Origin of the sequence: Lichenibacterium dinghuense (assembly GCF_021730615.1) — a bacterium.
GTDB classification, from domain to species: Bacteria; Pseudomonadota; Alphaproteobacteria; order Rhizobiales; family Beijerinckiaceae; genus Lichenihabitans; species Lichenihabitans dinghuensis.
The window spans coordinates 1-13,994 of the sequence record NZ_JAJLMN010000004.1 but is presented as its reverse complement, the minus strand read 5'-3'; the positions used below and the strand labels follow the sequence as shown (position 1 = coordinate 13,994).

Here is a 13,994-nt window from a genome sequence, read left to right as displayed (position 1 = left end):
ACACAGTGTATCGTCTATCATTCTCACATTTGACACGCAAGAGGACCATGGCGTAATATGAGAATGATAGGCGATACGCGGAGCCGCGATCATGGACGAGGAACTGAAGCGCGATCTGGCGCGAGGGGTCCCGGTGAAGGTGCCGTCCCTCGCAGACGCGCTGAACCTGTCCCGCAATGGGCTGTATCTCGCGATCCGGCGGAAAGAGGTCGCCTCGACCCGCATCGGCCGGTCGATCCGCGTGCCGTCCGAGGAAGCCGCTCGGCTGCTCGGCCTGCAGGCGCAGACCGAAGCGGCCTGAGAACGCCGAAAGCCCGCCAGTGGGCGCCGGCGGGCTTTCAGGACTGCGGATCTGGTGTGACAACCGAAGAGATACCGCAGGACCCGGCAAATTGGAAGGGCGCCCGACGCTGAAAGGCGAAGGGTCAATGCACACAGTCCAGATTTCCGGCGCCAGCAGTGCGCCGCCCCCGATCCTCCTGCAGGCCGATCGCGTCCGCCGGCGCATCTCGGCGTCCGACAGCGTCGCGGCCCTCGTGGCCTCCCTCGCCTTCGGCGAGCCCCGCCGCAGCGACCTCGCGGCGCTGGCGAGCGTGACATCGGCCCGGGTCGCCGACGCGATGGGGGTGCGCTCCTGATGGCCGACGTCGTCCGTCTCCCCATCCGCGAGCGCGTCGCGGTCCTGACCTACCCGGCCGAGCACGAGTGGCAGGTCACCACCTACGAGGTCGGGCTCGGGAGGGTGCTCCTGCAGCGTACCTTTCACAACCCGCACCATGCCTGCGACCTGCTCACAGTCCTCGGCCGCGACGGCGCGCACCGCATCGTTATCGAGCCCGAGGCCGAGCGCTGGCGACACCTGATGCACTACAGCCGGCACGATAAGGCGGAGGCGCGCTTATGAGCGTCCCGTCCCTCGACCATATGTTCGCCGAGACCCTGGCCGACGACATCCGGCGCCAGGCCGGCGACCGCAGCGCGGAGCTCTCGGCTTTCGTGGTGGCCCGTTCGTTCCGCTGGGCCGAGCGCGCGGCACTCGCCTCGCTGGCGATCGGCGAGGTGGACGTCGAGCTCAGCCAAGCCGCGCGACACTACTGCCGGCGCCGCCTCCGTGTGGACGTCCGTGGTGCCCTCGGCCGCGAGGCGACGGACGCCGTCCGCGACGCCGTGCTGTTGCGGTCCGGGCTGCTGTTCGGCGCCCGGCTAGCGACGCGGCTCCGCGAAGGGTCGCGGCCGTGAGCCGGCGCAACCGCGCTCCGGGCGGGCCGGTGGAGGTGACCCGCCCGCTCGGCATCGTCGCGACCGGCCGCCGCCGCGGCCTGCGGCTGACGATGGTGGAGCAGGACGGCCGCCAGGGCGTCGAACTGCGCCACGTGGCGCTGTCGCCGAGTGCGGCAGTCGCGCCGCTGGGGCATCGGACCGTCGTGCCGCTGACCGCGCTGGCCGCGGTGGTGGCGCTTCTCTCCGGCGTGAAGGTGGAGGGCAAGCCCTGATGCGCCGCCCCGCACCTCCATCCGGCCGGATCCCGCGCGCGCGGGTCCACATCGTCCCGCGAGGCCTGATCGGAGGTCTCCCATCCAACGCGCTCTTGTCGCAAGTTCGCGAACACACCGAGCTCGGCGAGCGCGTGCGGCTGCATCGGTTCGGCTACCGCGCCTTCGACGTCGTGCGGAACGGTGATCGATGGCTTGTCCTGCCTGTCGTGGGTCGCTCGACGCCGATCGGCACCTTCGACAACGTCTGGGCCGCGCTGGCGGCGGGCGACGCCTACATCGAGGCTGTGCGCCGAGGCGAGTTCGACGAAGAGAGCGACGACGGCGATCCGCGAGGCGCGGCATGAAAGGCCCCGTCTCCACCAATCTCAAGGCGTCATTCCTCGCGAACACCAAAGGGCTGACACAGGTCCAAATCGACTGGCTGACGAGGCGCAACGGCGTGCCGCCGCTGGCGCTCGCCTACGACGGGGACGGCTACGGATGGCCGATCGGCGCCGCCAAGGTCGAGCGGGTCGGGCGGCGCTTCCAGTTCCGACCCGAGGACGGCGTCGGCGCCTTCGTAGTGATCGCCCGCGACGACCTGGGCGGCCCTGCGGACCTCGTCGCCTATGAGCCGAAGGCCGGATGGACCGCGCCCTGGCTCGGTGCCGTGCCGCTGCTCGGCCTGCAGGACCTCTTGGCGCAGCGCGACGACGGCCCCCTCCGCGTCCATCGCGACATGCTGACATGGCTGCAGGACGACCGCGCCGGCGTGGTGATCCTCGCTCCGGGCGAAGCCAGGCGCATCCTCGAAGGCCTCACACTGCAAGCCGACGACCTCGCCCATGGAGAGGATTTGCGGCGCCTCCTCACCCCGCCTCGACCGCGCATCATGGTCCCGGCTCTCTCGAACCTTGAGGCCGCGTGATGGCCGGTGGTCCCATCGACTTAGACGAGGCGCGTCGTCGACAGAAGAAAGCGAGCCGCGCCGCCAAGGCTCCGCCGCCGCGGTCCGACGACGATACGCGGCCCGTCATCGCGATCCGGCCCGGCGAGCTGCCCCGCATGGTGTCTGAGACCGAGCGGGCCATCATCGCGGCCCGCCTCGGCATCTACCAGCGCGCCAACGCCCTCGTGACGGTGGGGCTCGTGCCGGTACTGACGCACGAGCAGGAAAGCGTGCAGGCACAACAGATCGTGGCGCTGGGCGACCACGCGCTCCTTGAGGCCGCATCCGTCGCGGCGGCTTTCGAGAAGTTCGACGGCCGCGCGGGGGAGATGGTGCCGGCTAACGCACCCATGATGGTTATCAAGGCGCTGGAGCAGCGCGTGGGCCGGTTCAAGTTCCCGCTGCTCGCCGGCATCGTCAACGCGCCGACGATGCGAGCCGACGGCTCCATCCTGGCCGCGCCGGGGTGGGACAAGCGGACGGCCCTGCTGTTCGATCCGGTGGGAGTCGAGTTTCCCGCCATCCCCGAGCGGCCGTCGCAGACCATGGCGCGGGCCGCCCTCGACGCGTTGCTGGAGATGATCGCGGGGTTCCCGTTCGTGGGCGAGGCCGATCGTGCCGTAGCGCTGTCGGTCATCCTGACGAGCTGCATCCGGAGAGCGCTGCGCACCGCACCCCTGCACGGCTTCACGGCACCGACCCCAGGCACGGGCAAGAGCAAAATCGTCGACCTGTCGTCGGTCATCTCGACCGGCCGGGAGGCCGGCGTCGTCGCCATGGGCGCGAACCCGGAAGAGATGGAGAAACGGCTTGGGGCCCTGCTGATGGCGGGCTCTGCCATCGCCATCGACAACGTCGAGGCGACGCTGGGGTCCGACCTCCTGTGCCAGATCCTGACGCAGACGACGGTGCGGCCGCGCATCCTCGGCAAGTCGGAAACGCCCGAGCTGCCCACGAACGTCCTCGTCACGGCGACAGGCAACAACCTCGTGCTCGGCGGCGACATGACCCGTCGCGGGCTGCTGTGCCGCCTGGACGCCGGCGTCGAGCGGCCCGAGCTTCGCACCTTCGACTTCGACCCGGTCGAGCGCGCCAAGGCGGAGCGCGGCAGGCTCGTGGTCGCGGCCCTGACGGTCCTGCGCGCCTACCAGCACGCCGGCCGGCCCGCGCAGAAGGCGCCGCTCGGCTCGTTTGAGGAATGGTCTCGCACCGTGCGCGACGCGCTGCTGTGGCTGGATTGTGCGGATCCGGTCGACACGATGGAGAGCGCCCGCGCGCTCGACCCGAAAATGGAGCGGCTGCGCGCCGTGATGGTGACGTGGCGCGAGGTGATCGGTTCGGAGCGGGTCACACTGAGCGAGGTGGTGCAGCGCGCTTCGGAGAAGGCGACACCGTCGCACTTCGACCCGAACGGCAAGGCGCCGTTCCTCCATCCCGAGTTCCGGGACGCCCTGCTGGCCGTGGGTGGCGCCGGCGGCTTCGTGGATGCCGTGAAGCTTGGGACGTGGTTGGGCCGCAACAAGAACCGCGTCTTGGATGGAGACTCGTTCGAGGCCGACGGAAGCCACAAGGGCACCTCCTCGTGGCGGCTGAACAGCGCCAAGGCCCCCGCGCAGCGCTCGTCCTCGCCCGGTTCCGCGTCCTCCGCCCACTCTTTCTGGGACGGCGGGAAGCCTCGGTTCTGAGGGTCCTGGGAGGACCTTGGAGGACCTTGGAGGGGGTATTCTCTTAGACGCATGGAAACTGTCAAAATGACCTTTTCTGACACTTCGCATGAGAGGGCTGAAAAACCCCCTCCGACCCCCTCCGACCCCCTCCCAATCGGTTTTGGCGAGGTCCGTGCCGGCATCACCCGCGAGCTGCACGCTCTGGCCGATCTCGGGCTTTCCGATGCTGCTGCGCTGGCCCGCGCCGTCGAGATCACCGCGGCGAAGATCCGCAACAGCCCGGTCCTGGTCGAGCGGCAGGCCCATGACGGCCAGTGCCACGCCTGCGGTCAGTCCCTCGACGATGCCCGGCCCGTGGTCGCGGTCATGCAGGCGAAGGTCGGCAGCCTGTGGGTGCACGGCGGCGAGTGCCACGACGCGCACCGGCGGCGCCGTGCCACGCTCGTCGACAGGATCATGCGGAGCGCCGGTTACGGCGCCGAAACATCGGGAGAAGCGGCATGAGCGGCCACACCAAGTCCCTCGCCTTCACCCCCATCGCAGACCGCCTGTCCAAGCTGATCCCGCGCCTCGCGTCGGACCAGGCCGGCGAGGTGGTCGCCACCGCCGCGGCGATCGGCAGGACGCTGGCGGGTGCCGGGCTCGACTGGCACGACCTCGCGGCGCGTCTCACGGGCCAGACCCTCACCGATCTCCTCGCCAAGGCCGACGCACGGCCAACCTCACCGTCGCCTCCACCACAGAGGCCTGCCCCACCGCCGAAGCCCGAGCCGTCGCCCTGGCCCACCTTCGGCACGACGTCTCACGCCCGGCGCAAGCTCTGGCTCGCCGCCATCGCGAAGGACGCCGAGATCATGGCGACGGTGGAGTCCGACATCTTCGCGGCCTTCCGCGGCAGAATGGCCGACGCGCCTGACGCGGTGACGACCGACGACACCCGCCTGTTCAACCGGCTCGCGCGTGCGGCCTGGACGAAGGGCCTCAGGATCGACCGCGAACCGCCACCCTGGCCGACCTGGGCCAAGCTCTCGCACTTCGGCCGGCTCGGGATGCTGGACGTGGTGGTAGCCGAGGCCGCCCTCACCGAAACGGAGGCCGAGACCATGACGGCGTTCCGCGCCGCCTACTATCGCCACCAGATCACGCCGGGCGGGAAGCTCATCCGCGTGTTCAACGCCGCGTGCCGGAACCTGTGGGACCGCGGATGGCGGCCGGAGCAGAAAGCAGCATGACGACGCTCGACCTCGCCCCCGCGCCTGCGTCCAGCGGCGCCGCGCTGCCGCCCGATCTGCGGGGCCTCGCGCCGGTCGACGGGACCCGACGCATCCTGGCCGTGGACATCGGGGCCCATGGCGCCGCGGCCTTGCTCGACGAGGCGGGCGACCTGCTCGACGTCGTCGACCTGCCGACGCTGGAGGCGGGTCCGGCGTGCCGGCCCGAGATCAGCCCTCACCTGTTCGCCGCCATCGTCCGGCGCTGGGCCCCATCGAGGGCGTGGGTGGAATGGATCGGGCCGCGTGCCGGCGACCGCCCGGCCGGCGCCTTCGCGTTCGGCGGAAGCCGCGCCACCGTTGAGGCCGTGCTGGCGTGCTGCGGCGTGCCATTCCGCACCCTGACGCCGGCCGTGTGGAAGCGCTGCGCCGGGATCCCGGCCGGCAAGGGCATGAAGGATCTCGCGCGGTCGCGGGCGATCGAACGGTGGCCGGTGCACGCCGAGCTGTTTGCGCGCAAGCTCGACCACGACAGGGCCGAGGCGGCGCTGATCGGATGGGCTGGGCTTCAACGGGAGAGGGCTGGACGATGACGGACAGGCACGAGGACGCGCCGCACCCGCTCCGCTCGACGCTGGCCTTGCTGGAGCGCGAGGCGGCCCGGCGGGCGAAGGGCACCCCGGCCGGGACGACGCGGCTGCGGGACGACGAACTCGCGGCGCTGGTGGCACTGCTGCGGCGCGAGGCCGGAACGGCGGCGGTCGAGACACAGAGGGTGACGGGACGATGAGCAAGGGCAACACGAAGGCCAAGGCGGCGTCGATCGACATGACCGCGCCGGGAGCCACCCGGCACATCGAGGTCACGGTGAGCAAGCAGACGACCGACTCCATGCGGGAGATTGGCGGCAGCGAGTGGGCGCTGTGGAACGACACCCTGCTCCAGCGCACGATGCTGGCCTGTCCGCAGTATGCTGGCCCGGACGGCATGGCGCTGGACAACTACAACGCCGGCGTCGCCGGCCTCGCCCTGCGGGCCTTCGCGCCGCGGGACGAGGTCGAGTCCATGCTCGCCTCCGCCGCCGTCGCCATGCACGCCAGCGTGATGGAGTGCTCCCGCAGGGCCATGCTGCCGCAGCAGCCGAGCGACGCGGGGAGCCGCTTGCGCCGCGACGCCGCCAACTCGGCCCGGACCCTGATCGAGCTGACCGAAGCGATACAGCGCCGCCGCGGGAAGGGCACGCGCCAGACGGTGCGGGTCGAACGAGTCATCGTGAACGAGGGTGGGCAAGCCTTGGTGGCGGGCGCTGTGACCACCACCGCACCGCTGCCCGCCTCGCCTCCGGCGCCAGCGGCCATCGGGCAGGGCGCGGCACCCATGGCGATGTTCGACGCCGAGCCCGTCGCGGTAGGGGCGGGGGCGGGGGAGGGGGAGCGCGATGCTGGATCGGACGGTTGACCCCATGCACCGGGGGAGCCCGTCGCCCCACTGTCCTCAAAAGCTGTCATGCGAGGCCGTGGACGCCGCCGACATGCCGCCGGCCTGCGGGGCCAGGACCCGGAGCGGCGCGCCCTGTCGCAACATGGCGATGGCGCGGGGGCGGCGGTGCCGGATGCACGGCGGGCTGTCGACAGGGCCGCGCACCCCGGAGGGCATCGAGCGCCACCGCGAGGCCGTCACGCGCCATGGTGGGCGGAGCCAGGCCAGCCGAGACTTCCGGCGGCTGGTGCGCCAGCTCCAGGCCGACGCGCGACGGCTCGTTGAGGCGGTGTGAGAGGTGTAGGTTTCCAGCGTGGTTTCCATCCCCTACGCGCGAGGCTGGCGCAGTCAACCCGCCGGCTGCGCCTCGCTCCGGTCGAGCGTGGCCGAGAGCCTGATGCCGAGCGCGGCGAGGATGCCCAGCACGGTGCTGAACTTCGGGTCGCCGTCCGGCCCGAGCGCCTTGTAGGCGCCTTCGCGGCTCACACCGGCGTCGGCGGCGACGCGACCCATCCCGCGGGCGCGAGCTACGAGGTTGAGCGCGTTGCGGATCACGGCAGGGTCGTTGCTGGCGAAGGCTTCGGACACGAGCTCGACCTGGTCGGCCGAGTCGGTGAGGTACTGGGCGGAGTCGAAGGGTACGGTGTCGAGGGGCATGTGTTCGCCTCCAAAGGCGGACGATGTCGGAATGTCGGAATGTTGGAGCGGCAGGCCGGGCGCTCTCATAAGTCGAGCACCATGGACTGAGCGCGGGCGATATCGCGGGCCTGAGAGCCCTTGTCCCCGCCGCAGAGCAGGATCACGACCTCGGCGCCGCGACGGGTGAAGTAGACCCGGTAGCCGGGGCCGTAGTCGACGCGCACCTCGCTCACCCCGCCGCCGACCGACTTCACGTCGCCGAACAACCCGACCTCGAAACGCGCGATGCGCTTCGCGATCCGGCTGCGGGCCGTGATGTCGGCCAGAGCATCGAGCCAAGCGACGAAGGTAGGGGTGGAGCGCACTTCGACCATGTGTGAACTATAGGTCACACCGCCTCGGATGTCAACTGTAGTTCACACGGGCTTGCGCTCCCGCCCCGTCCGGCGTATTACATTCTGGTCAACGGACGTTGGCTAGGACGTAAAGCCATGGCAAACGGTGCCTTCGTGAGCTACTGCCGCGTCTCGACTGCCCGCCAAGGCCGCTCGGGGCTCGGGCTCGATGCCCAGCGCGCCGCCGTGGCGGGCTACCTCAACGGCGGCGACTGGCGCGTGGTCGGCGAGTTCGTCGAGGTCGAGAGCGGGAAGAACGACGCCCGGCCCGAGCTCGCCCGCGCGCTGGCCTGCGCCCGGCTCCACCGCGCCGCGCTGGTGGTCGCGAAGGTCGACAGGCTCACGCGGTCGCTGGCCTTCCTGTCGCGGCTGCTTGAGGCCGGCGTGGACGTCCGGTTCTGCGATCTGCCGCAGATCGAGGGGCCGACGGGCAGGTTCATGCTCCAGCAAATGGCGGCCGTCGCCGAGCTTGAGGCCGGCATGATCGCGGACCGCACCCGCAAGGCGCTGGCGGCCGCCAAGGCCCGCGGCGTGAAGCTCGGCGGAGATCGTGGCGCCCGGCTGTCCGATGCCCAGCGCGCGCAGGGTCGAGCTGCCCTGTCGGCCCGCGCGAAGGCCCGCGCCGCCGACTTGGCCCCCGTGATGGCCGAGCTACGCGCCAGCGGTGCGACGTCGCTGGCGGGCCTCGCCGCCGGCCTCAACGATCGCGGTGTTCCGGCGAGCCGCGGCGGCCGGTGGTCGCCCGTCCAGGTCGCCCGCGTGCTGCGCGACCTCGCGGCGTGATGTCGGCCAGGCCCTCTACAGCAAGGGCAGAAGGCCGCTATTCGCCGGGTTGCTGAAGCTCATGCTCGGCGGGATCGGGATGGGGGAAATGAACGACAGCCGGGCGACGAGCATCACGCCGCCCATGTCGATGGTGAGCGCTTGGCCGTTCCCGAAGTCAGGCGGCATGTCGAGGTTGATCGTGATGCCGTGACCGATGGCAATAGGCTGGCCTGTCACAAGCGTGCCGCCCTGCGGGTACGTGATCCTCACGGCGCCGCGCACCCGCCCCTCGACCGCGACAAGGCTGCCCGAGTAGATACCGCCGCCGACGTCGGTTCCTGTCACGCCGTCATCGCCGATATAGACTACCGCGCCGCCAGACTGTGTCCCGGACTGATAGTCCATCCGGTAGAGAGCACCCGCCATCGTCGTCCCTCCCACGAGCCCGTGGCGGCCCGTGCCCCGATCCTCACCGCAACCTGTCATCGTGACAAGCCTGCCCTGGTGGGATGCGTCTCCCGCTCAGAACGCCCGCCGCCTCCGCCGCGCCGGCGGTCGGCCGAACAGCATCCTCAGCGCTCGGACGATCCACGGCCTGCGGCGCTCGGCGAGTTCGGCCGCCAGCCTGTCGCGCTCGGCCCTGATCTCCGCCGACCGGGTCCGTTCCGCCTCCACCAGCGCCGCGAGCACCTGCGCGCGGCCGGCCTCGATCCGCAGGGACTCGGCCTCGTATCGGACGCCGCGCATCTCGGTCCGTGCCTCGGCCAGTTCCTCCGTCAGCCGGTCGACGTGGGCCTCGAGGAAATCCACCAGCGACCGCGCGCCCCTACGGTCGGGCTCGATTTCGTCGGGATCGTCGGCCAGCGCGTCCGGCACCGCAACCAGCGTTCCGCCCGTCGGCGCCGATCGGCGCGGCCAGCCCCGGCGCAGCGCCAGTCGCTTCGTCGCCTCGGGCGACAGGCCGAGCATGGCGGCCGCTTCGTCGTAGGACACCCACCGCGACGCCTCGACCGCCATCCCGCGCCCCCGCTCGGCCGGGACGGGCGCCCCGGAGCCGGGCAGGATGCGGCTCGGCCGGTGTGCGGGCAAGGCGTTTCCCGCCGCGCCGGCGCCGTCCACAGCGCGTCGACCCGACCGCTGGGCGGCCCCTTGCGATCCGCCCGCGGTGGTCGCATACTGAGGTCTGAGGTTGATCTCGGTCCCTCCTGCCTATCGGGGCTGCTTCGGCAGCTCGCAGGCCCCTTCCCGCCCTCGGCGAATAAGGTGGCACTGTGCCCGATCGGACCTTTCCGCACCCCGTCCTGCACCGCCTCCGACCCCGCGCGCTCGCGTCGGGCCTCGCTGCGTGGGCCGCCTTCGCGGCCATCACGCTCACAGCGTCCTGCTCACATCATCCGCCGCCCGGAGCCGTGACGGCTGGCCGGGGCTCGCTCGTGTCCACCTTCACCGGGGCGGCCAGATGACAGCCCCGATCCCGTCTCGCCCGTCCACGGCCTTCGCAACGCCAGCGTGGACCATCCCGATCCGCACCGTCCCGCGCGCCGCTCGATGGAGTAGGTGATGGCGGCACGCGCAAAGGTGACATCGTCCGGCCCCGGTCTCAGCGTCATTGAGAAGGCGGTCGCGAGCCTTCTCAGGAAGCAGGTGCTCGTGGGCATCCCCGGCGACAGCGCGCCACGCGCGCCCGAGCCAGGCCAGAAGGGCACGCCGCCCTCGAACGCCGTCATCGGCTACATCCAGGAGTTCGGCGACGACGAGAAGCATATCCCGGCCCGGCCCTTCCTGGTGCCGGGTGTCGAGAATGCGCGGCCCGCGATCGTCAAGGGCATGGAAAACGCCGCCCGCGCAGCATTCTCCGCCCAGCCGAGCAAGATCAACGACGGTCTGCACGAGGCCGGCCTATCCGCTGAAGTCTCCGTCAAGAAGAAGATGATCGACGGCCCTTTCGCGCCTCTGTCCGACCGCACCATCGAGGCTCGCGCGCGGCGCCGCAACTCGGAGACGGGCAAGCTCCTCGGCGATGGTCGAAGCAAGGACGCCCGTTCCTTTCTCAAGCTCCGCGCCGAGGGCGTGCCCGACGACGTGCTGCACGACGCCGGCCTCGCGAAGCCGTTGCTCGACACCTACGACCTCCAAAGGTCGGTCACCCACGTGATCAAGGACAGGTGAGATGGCGACCACCACTCCCCGGCAGCCGGCCCCATCGCGCTCCATCCCGATCCGCACCGTCTCACGCGCCGCGCTGGAGGCGCTGGTGGCGAGGCTCACCGCAGAGGGGATGCAGCATGTTCGGTAGGCGTCGCCGGCAGCCCCCCGCACCTCCTGCCCACCCGGCGCTCCTGGACAGCGAGCTACAGGCCGTCGCCAGTTGGGTGGCCGGCACCCCGCGCGTCCACGCATCCTTCGATGACGCCGCCTTTCTCGAAATGACCGAAGGGCTGATGCGTGTCCTGGCCCCGCACGGCAATCAACGATCCGATGAGATGAGGGCCGCACTGGTCAAGGTGCTGGCGATGGTGTCGAGCCTTCCCGTGCTGCGCGGCTCCGACGAAGACGTGTTCAAGCTGTCGACAGTCCTACGCGAGGACTTTTACTCCGAAGTGATGCGGCTTCGGCGCGCGTTCATTCAAGATGCTGAGAGCGGGAGGATCTGACCATGTCGGAGAACATTAAAGACTTCTTCTTCGGTTTCGGCTTCAAGCTCGACACCGCGTCGCAGGCCAAGGTCGGCCTCCCCGACCTTCGACCCGCTGTCGATGGCGTCGGCCTTCTACCATCACCTCGTCCGGGGCGCGCAGGGCTTGCTCGGGCAGGCGGTCAGCTCGGGCGGCACACACGAGCACGGCGTCACCCACGCGGGCGGCGCCTTCATGCGGGCCATGAACGGGCTGCACCAGATCCTGGCCCAGCCGTCCGGCGCCCTGCTCTCGGCCTTCAACGGGCAGCACACGGTCACGGCGAACGCGTCGGGCGTGCAGGTCGCGTCCAGCGCCGGCATCGCGCTCCAGTGCCCTTCTTCGGGCCTGTCCCTGCCGTCCAACTCCATCGGCGGCACCGCCCTCGCCGCCGGCGCCGCATCGCAGAACGTCGGTGCGCTGTCGGGCGACGTCACCGGCACGCTGCCGAGCGTCCAGGTGGTGTCCGTCCTGAACGTGTCGAACGCCAACCTTCTGCCCAACGCCGCCAACGACAGCGCGGCCGCGGCGCTGGTGCCGCCCGTGCAGGTCGGCCACCTCTACCGCAATGGTTCGCAACTCATGGTGAGGGTGGCGTGACAGAGCAATGGCTTCGGCGATGCGTGCTGTCCCTGTCCGGGTCAGCGTCGATCTCCATCCCCAGCGGCAGACAGACCGACCTCACGGTGGAGGCTTCGATCGTCGCGGCGTCAGTGATCTCGCCCAACCCGAGTCGCTTCCGCATCTATAACCCGAACGAGGCGACCATCTCAGCCCTCAAGGGGAAAGAGTTTCAGACACTCACTTGGCAGGCGGGGTACGAAAACAACATCGGGCTCATCTATAGCGGTGACGTCAAACAAAGCATATACGCGCATGCCGAGAACGTCGTAGACAGCTACATCGATATTTGGGCCGTCGAGCATGGTAACGCTCACCAGCAGGCGCGGGTCAGCTCTACGCTGGCCGCCGGCTGGACGCCGAAGGACAAATTGCAGTTGGCGCTCGACGCCATGAAGCCCTTTGGGATTACAGGCCTCGGCCTCGTCAACGTCGACCTCGGAAGTCCGAAGTATTCGAGGGCTCGGCCCTTCTCGGGCATGGCTCGAAATCTGATACGCGATGTAGCTCTGTCACTCGGCGCCACGTGTTCGATGAGCAGAGGACTCGTTCACATCATCGACCATGAGCAGGCTGTCGAGACGGGCGGGCCCATCGTTCTCAACTCGAAAACTGGACTTGTCGGCTATGCCCAGCGTACAGAGAACGGCATCATTGCAAGGGTGCTAATCAACCCTGCAATATGGATCAATACGCAGGTAAAGATTGACGAAAGCAGCATTATCGACGCAGAGCAGAACAATAACCCCCTCACAGGCCCTGCTTCTACGCAGAACATGAATTTGATGAACACGGGTCGTATCGCAGCGGATGGTATTTACCGTGTGCTGTTCGTCGAGATAGAGGCAAGCACACGCGCGGCGCCTTGGTTCATGGTCCTGACCTGTCTCGCGATCAGTGCCTCTCCGAACGAGAGTCAGATCCACATGGGCTTCACGTGAAGGACGCCCTGCACCGCGTCGAGCACCGCAGGCTCAAGCGGTCCCTGCGGGCCGGCGACGAACTGGCGTTCAGCCCCGTCACCTTCTCCGGCGACCGCGTGCTGTCGCACACGATCCGCTTCGAGCGCGGCCGCTACCGGGTGCGGGACGCGGACGGGGCGGACCTCGGCGCCTTCGCGACCTTCGCGGCGGCGAGCCGGGCGGGGCTGCGGGAGTGACTGCGCTTCAATGATGCTGAGCGACTATTTCTAACAGTCTGCGGCGGCGCTCTTGATCCTGTAGCATAAAGCGCAGTTGATCGCTCTCATATTCGGCGCGGGTTCCGCCAAACTCTTTCTGCCACCAAGGCCAGTTTTCATCGATCCAAGCTCGATCAATAGGCCTGTTGCACACCATCTCATCCTCGCCTGGGTGGATCGACCTGCAATCGAGGTTCTGTTCCGCCCGTAACGTCAGCATGCCGCCGAACCCTGTGTCGCCGACGCCCGGCACTTTGCCCATCAGGTCGATGAGGACTCCTCCGGGCGCTTCGGCCGCTGCTCGCTTCACGTCCGCCAAGCGATAGGCCGAGTGGTGCTTGAGCAGGAAATCCGCGAGGCAGCGGTCGGCGATGTCGCTCGCCAGCGCCGTCGAGCCTCGCCCGAGGTTGGCGGCCGACAGCCTGTCGACGCAAGCATATCGCTCCGCATAGTCCGGGTCCGCATTCACCGCAGCGTCCTCCGCTCGACCTGGCGTCGCGCCGGCCAGCGTCACGAGGGCGGCGAGGGCGAGGGCTGTGGGGCGCATGGGGCGGACTGCGGATTGTCGAGGTTGCCGGGTGGCGCTCGGGGTGGGTCTCATCGAGAGGTGTTCGCGAAAGCGCCTATGCCGGCCTTCGCTTGGACGGCATCGGCGACCACACGCTCCTTCACCAGCGCCTTGACCTGCTCGCGCATGACCGCCTCCCCGACGCTGCCGGCCGTCTCTTCTTTGGCCTTGGACACCTCGAGCGCGGCGTCCTGGACGTCGGCCAGCGGCCGGCCGCAGATCGTCATGGCGGCGCTCGCCAACACGTCGGCGCTCTCGCCCGACTTCACGAGGCCGGGGAGCTGCCGGTCGGCGCAGTCGTAGAACTTGTCACGAAGGACCGCCATGGCTCGCATGGCGGTGTCGACGCGCTCCTGCTTCTCCGTGGCGG

27 protein-coding genes are annotated in these 13,994 nt (G+C 69.5%); 21 read left to right on the top strand and 6 right to left on the bottom strand.

Annotation, left to right across the window (positions count from 1 at the left end; all coding sequences use genetic code 11):
• Window positions 1-91 precede the first annotated feature (91 nt).
• The 14 genes from L7N97_RS28485 (at window position 92) to L7N97_RS28420 (ending at window position 7,076) form a co-directional block, all read left to right on the top strand.
• On the top strand, window positions 92-301 hold the full coding sequence (locus L7N97_RS28485) for a helix-turn-helix domain-containing protein (protein ID WP_237482663.1): 210 nt from the start codon (window positions 92-94) through the stop codon (window positions 299-301).
• 127 nt (window positions 302-428) lie between these two features.
• Entirely contained in the window at window positions 429-638 is a 210-nt protein-coding gene (locus L7N97_RS28480; RefSeq protein ID WP_237482661.1) for a hypothetical protein, read from the top strand.
• Window positions 638-904: a hypothetical protein gene (locus L7N97_RS28475; protein ID WP_237482660.1), complete on the top strand. Its 267-nt coding sequence runs from the start codon at window positions 638-640 to the stop codon at window positions 902-904. Before L7N97_RS28480 ends, L7N97_RS28475 begins: the two co-directional genes overlap by 1 nt.
• Window positions 901-1,239, top strand: a complete 339-nt coding sequence (locus L7N97_RS28470) for a hypothetical protein (protein ID WP_237482658.1) — start codon at window positions 901-903, stop codon at window positions 1,237-1,239. Before L7N97_RS28475 ends, L7N97_RS28470 begins: the two co-directional genes overlap by 4 nt.
• Window positions 1,236-1,493: a hypothetical protein gene (locus L7N97_RS28465; RefSeq protein ID WP_237482657.1), complete on the top strand. Its 258-nt coding sequence runs from the start codon at window positions 1,236-1,238 to the stop codon at window positions 1,491-1,493. Before L7N97_RS28470 ends, L7N97_RS28465 begins: the two co-directional genes overlap by 4 nt.
• Window positions 1,493-1,840 (top strand): hypothetical protein, encoded by a 348-nt coding sequence (locus L7N97_RS28460; protein ID WP_237482655.1) that lies wholly within the window; start codon window positions 1,493-1,495, stop codon window positions 1,838-1,840. The genes L7N97_RS28465 and L7N97_RS28460 overlap by 1 nt, the downstream gene beginning before the upstream one ends.
• Window positions 1,837-2,403 (top strand): hypothetical protein, encoded by a 567-nt coding sequence (locus L7N97_RS28455; RefSeq protein WP_237482653.1) that lies wholly within the window; start codon window positions 1,837-1,839, stop codon window positions 2,401-2,403. Before L7N97_RS28460 ends, L7N97_RS28455 begins: the two co-directional genes overlap by 4 nt.
• 137 nt (window positions 2,404-2,540) lie before the next feature.
• Window positions 2,541-4,109: a hypothetical protein gene (locus tag L7N97_RS28450; protein ID WP_237482651.1), complete on the top strand. Its 1,569-nt coding sequence runs from the start codon at window positions 2,541-2,543 to the stop codon at window positions 4,107-4,109.
• Between the two features lie 66 nt (window positions 4,110-4,175).
• On the top strand, window positions 4,176-4,595 hold the full coding sequence (locus tag L7N97_RS28445; protein ID WP_237482649.1) for a hypothetical protein: 420 nt from the start codon (window positions 4,176-4,178) through the stop codon (window positions 4,593-4,595).
• On the top strand, window positions 4,592-5,323 hold the full coding sequence (locus L7N97_RS28440) for a hypothetical protein (RefSeq protein ID WP_237482647.1): 732 nt from the start codon (window positions 4,592-4,594) through the stop codon (window positions 5,321-5,323). Before L7N97_RS28445 ends, L7N97_RS28440 begins: the two co-directional genes overlap by 4 nt.
• Entirely contained in the window at window positions 5,320-5,895 is a 576-nt protein-coding gene (locus tag L7N97_RS28435; protein WP_237482646.1) for a RuvC family protein, read from the top strand. The genes L7N97_RS28440 and L7N97_RS28435 overlap by 4 nt, the downstream gene beginning before the upstream one ends.
• Window positions 5,892-6,092, top strand: a complete 201-nt coding sequence (locus L7N97_RS28430) for a hypothetical protein (protein ID WP_237482644.1) — start codon at window positions 5,892-5,894, stop codon at window positions 6,090-6,092. The genes L7N97_RS28435 and L7N97_RS28430 overlap by 4 nt, the downstream gene beginning before the upstream one ends.
• Window positions 6,089-6,760, top strand: a complete 672-nt coding sequence (locus tag L7N97_RS28425; RefSeq protein ID WP_237482642.1) for a hypothetical protein — start codon at window positions 6,089-6,091, stop codon at window positions 6,758-6,760. The genes L7N97_RS28430 and L7N97_RS28425 overlap by 4 nt, the downstream gene beginning before the upstream one ends.
• A 58-nt stretch (window positions 6,761-6,818) precedes the next feature.
• On the top strand, window positions 6,819-7,076 hold the full coding sequence (locus L7N97_RS28420) for an HGGxSTG domain-containing protein (RefSeq protein WP_237482640.1): 258 nt from the start codon (window positions 6,819-6,821) through the stop codon (window positions 7,074-7,076).
• Between the two features lie 53 nt (window positions 7,077-7,129).
• On the opposite strand, the gene L7N97_RS28415 is transcribed toward L7N97_RS28420, so the two are convergent.
• On the bottom strand, window positions 7,130-7,438 hold the full coding sequence (locus L7N97_RS28415) for an addiction module antidote protein (protein WP_237482639.1): 309 nt from the start codon (window positions 7,436-7,438) through the stop codon (window positions 7,130-7,132).
• 65 nt (window positions 7,439-7,503) lie between these two features.
• Window positions 7,504-7,794, bottom strand: coding sequence for a type II toxin-antitoxin system RelE/ParE family toxin (locus L7N97_RS28410; RefSeq protein ID WP_237482637.1), 291 nt, complete (start codon window positions 7,792-7,794; stop codon window positions 7,504-7,506).
• Window positions 7,795-7,911: 117 nt separating this feature from the next.
• Here L7N97_RS28410 and L7N97_RS28405 point away from each other — a divergent pair, with 117 nt between their 5' ends.
• On the top strand, window positions 7,912-8,598 hold the full coding sequence (locus L7N97_RS28405) for a recombinase family protein (protein WP_237482635.1): 687 nt from the start codon (window positions 7,912-7,914) through the stop codon (window positions 8,596-8,598).
• A gap of 15 nt (window positions 8,599-8,613) precedes the next feature.
• Here the strand turns inward: L7N97_RS28405 and L7N97_RS28400 are convergent, their stop codons facing one another.
• Complete coding sequence (locus L7N97_RS28400) at window positions 8,614-9,006, bottom strand: hypothetical protein (protein WP_237482633.1); 393 nt, start codon at window positions 9,004-9,006, stop codon at window positions 8,614-8,616.
• A 96-nt stretch (window positions 9,007-9,102) separates the two neighbouring features.
• Entirely contained in the window at window positions 9,103-9,669 is a 567-nt protein-coding gene (locus tag L7N97_RS28395; RefSeq protein ID WP_237482632.1) for a hypothetical protein, read from the bottom strand.
• A gap of 561 nt (window positions 9,670-10,230) precedes the next feature.
• Here L7N97_RS28395 and L7N97_RS28390 point away from each other — a divergent pair.
• The 6 genes from L7N97_RS28390 (at window position 10,231) to L7N97_RS28370 (ending at window position 13,035) form a co-directional block, all read left to right on the top strand.
• The gene (locus L7N97_RS28390) at window positions 10,231-10,749 is read left to right on the top strand and encodes a hypothetical protein (RefSeq protein WP_237482629.1); all 519 of its coding nucleotides are present in this window, start codon (window positions 10,231-10,233) and stop codon (window positions 10,747-10,749) included.
• A gap of 1 nt (window position 10,750) precedes the next feature.
• Window positions 10,751-10,876 (top strand): hypothetical protein, encoded by a 126-nt coding sequence (locus L7N97_RS30020; RefSeq protein ID WP_255722504.1) that lies wholly within the window; start codon window positions 10,751-10,753, stop codon window positions 10,874-10,876.
• Entirely contained in the window at window positions 10,866-11,234 is a 369-nt protein-coding gene (locus tag L7N97_RS28385) for a hypothetical protein (RefSeq protein ID WP_237482628.1), read from the top strand. The genes L7N97_RS30020 and L7N97_RS28385 overlap by 11 nt, the downstream gene beginning before the upstream one ends.
• Window positions 11,235-11,336: 102 nt before the next feature.
• Complete coding sequence (locus tag L7N97_RS28380; RefSeq protein ID WP_237482626.1) at window positions 11,337-11,855, top strand: hypothetical protein; 519 nt, start codon at window positions 11,337-11,339, stop codon at window positions 11,853-11,855.
• 23 nt (window positions 11,856-11,878) lie between these two features.
• Window positions 11,879-12,817 carry a hypothetical protein gene (locus L7N97_RS28375; RefSeq protein WP_237482624.1) on the top strand — a complete coding sequence of 313 codons (939 nt, stop codon included), beginning with the start codon at window positions 11,879-11,881 and terminating at the stop codon, window positions 12,815-12,817.
• Window positions 12,814-13,035 carry a hypothetical protein gene (locus L7N97_RS28370; RefSeq protein WP_237482622.1) on the top strand — a complete coding sequence of 74 codons (222 nt, stop codon included), beginning with the start codon at window positions 12,814-12,816 and terminating at the stop codon, window positions 13,033-13,035. Before L7N97_RS28375 ends, L7N97_RS28370 begins: the two co-directional genes overlap by 4 nt.
• 7 nt (window positions 13,036-13,042) lie before the next feature.
• Here L7N97_RS28370 and L7N97_RS28365 read toward each other — a convergent pair whose 3' ends face one another.
• A complete protein-coding gene (locus L7N97_RS28365) occupies window positions 13,043-13,603 on the bottom strand; it encodes a hypothetical protein (protein ID WP_237482620.1) in 561 nt (186 codons plus the stop codon).
• Between the two features lie 50 nt (window positions 13,604-13,653).
• A partial coding sequence (locus L7N97_RS28360; protein WP_237482618.1) for a hypothetical protein occupies window positions 13,654-13,994 on the bottom strand: 341 nt, incomplete at its 5' end.

What these genes read in the sequence shown, in the direction of transcription:
- L7N97_RS28405 (WP_237482635.1), top strand. Translation starts at nt 7,912, where the DNA reads ATGGCAAACGGTGCCTTCGTGAGCTACTGCCGCGTCTCGACTGCCCGC.
- L7N97_RS28460 (WP_237482655.1), top strand. Translation starts at nt 1,493, where the DNA reads ATGCGCCGCCCCGCACCTCCATCCGGCCGGATCCCGCGCGCGCGGGTC.
- L7N97_RS28385 (WP_237482628.1), top strand. Translation starts at nt 10,866, where the DNA reads ATGTTCGGTAGGCGTCGCCGGCAGCCCCCCGCACCTCCTGCCCACCCG.
- L7N97_RS28485 (WP_237482663.1), top strand. Translation starts at nt 92, where the DNA reads ATGGACGAGGAACTGAAGCGCGATCTGGCGCGAGGGGTCCCGGTGAAG.
- L7N97_RS28435 (WP_237482646.1), top strand. Translation starts at nt 5,320, where the DNA reads ATGACGACGCTCGACCTCGCCCCCGCGCCTGCGTCCAGCGGCGCCGCG.
- L7N97_RS28430 (WP_237482644.1), top strand. Translation starts at nt 5,892, where the DNA reads ATGACGGACAGGCACGAGGACGCGCCGCACCCGCTCCGCTCGACGCTG.
- L7N97_RS30020 (WP_255722504.1), top strand. Translation starts at nt 10,751, where the DNA reads ATGGCGACCACCACTCCCCGGCAGCCGGCCCCATCGCGCTCCATCCCG.
- L7N97_RS28475 (WP_237482660.1), top strand. Translation starts at nt 638, where the DNA reads ATGGCCGACGTCGTCCGTCTCCCCATCCGCGAGCGCGTCGCGGTCCTG.
- L7N97_RS28415 (WP_237482639.1), bottom strand. Translation starts at nt 7,438, where the DNA reads ATGCCCCTCGACACCGTACCCTTCGACTCCGCCCAGTACCTCACCGAC.
- L7N97_RS28440 (WP_237482647.1), top strand. Translation starts at nt 4,592, where the DNA reads ATGAGCGGCCACACCAAGTCCCTCGCCTTCACCCCCATCGCAGACCGC.
- L7N97_RS28450 (WP_237482651.1), top strand. Translation starts at nt 2,541, where the DNA reads ATGGTGTCTGAGACCGAGCGGGCCATCATCGCGGCCCGCCTCGGCATC.
- L7N97_RS28400 (WP_237482633.1), bottom strand. Translation starts at nt 9,006, where the DNA reads ATGGCGGGTGCTCTCTACCGGATGGACTATCAGTCCGGGACACAGTCT.
- L7N97_RS28455 (WP_237482653.1), top strand. Translation starts at nt 1,837, where the DNA reads ATGAAAGGCCCCGTCTCCACCAATCTCAAGGCGTCATTCCTCGCGAAC.
- L7N97_RS28425 (WP_237482642.1), top strand. Translation starts at nt 6,089, where the DNA reads ATGAGCAAGGGCAACACGAAGGCCAAGGCGGCGTCGATCGACATGACC.
- L7N97_RS28410 (WP_237482637.1), bottom strand. Translation starts at nt 7,794, where the DNA reads ATGGTCGAAGTGCGCTCCACCCCTACCTTCGTCGCTTGGCTCGATGCT.
- L7N97_RS28380 (WP_237482626.1), top strand. Translation starts at nt 11,337, where the DNA reads ATGGCGTCGGCCTTCTACCATCACCTCGTCCGGGGCGCGCAGGGCTTG.
- L7N97_RS28480 (WP_237482661.1), top strand. Translation starts at nt 429, where the DNA reads ATGCACACAGTCCAGATTTCCGGCGCCAGCAGTGCGCCGCCCCCGATC.
- L7N97_RS28445 (WP_237482649.1), top strand. Translation starts at nt 4,176, where the DNA reads ATGACCTTTTCTGACACTTCGCATGAGAGGGCTGAAAAACCCCCTCCG.
- L7N97_RS28470 (WP_237482658.1), top strand. Translation starts at nt 901, where the DNA reads ATGAGCGTCCCGTCCCTCGACCATATGTTCGCCGAGACCCTGGCCGAC.
- L7N97_RS28365 (WP_237482620.1), bottom strand. Translation starts at nt 13,603, where the DNA reads ATGCGCCCCACAGCCCTCGCCCTCGCCGCCCTCGTGACGCTGGCCGGC.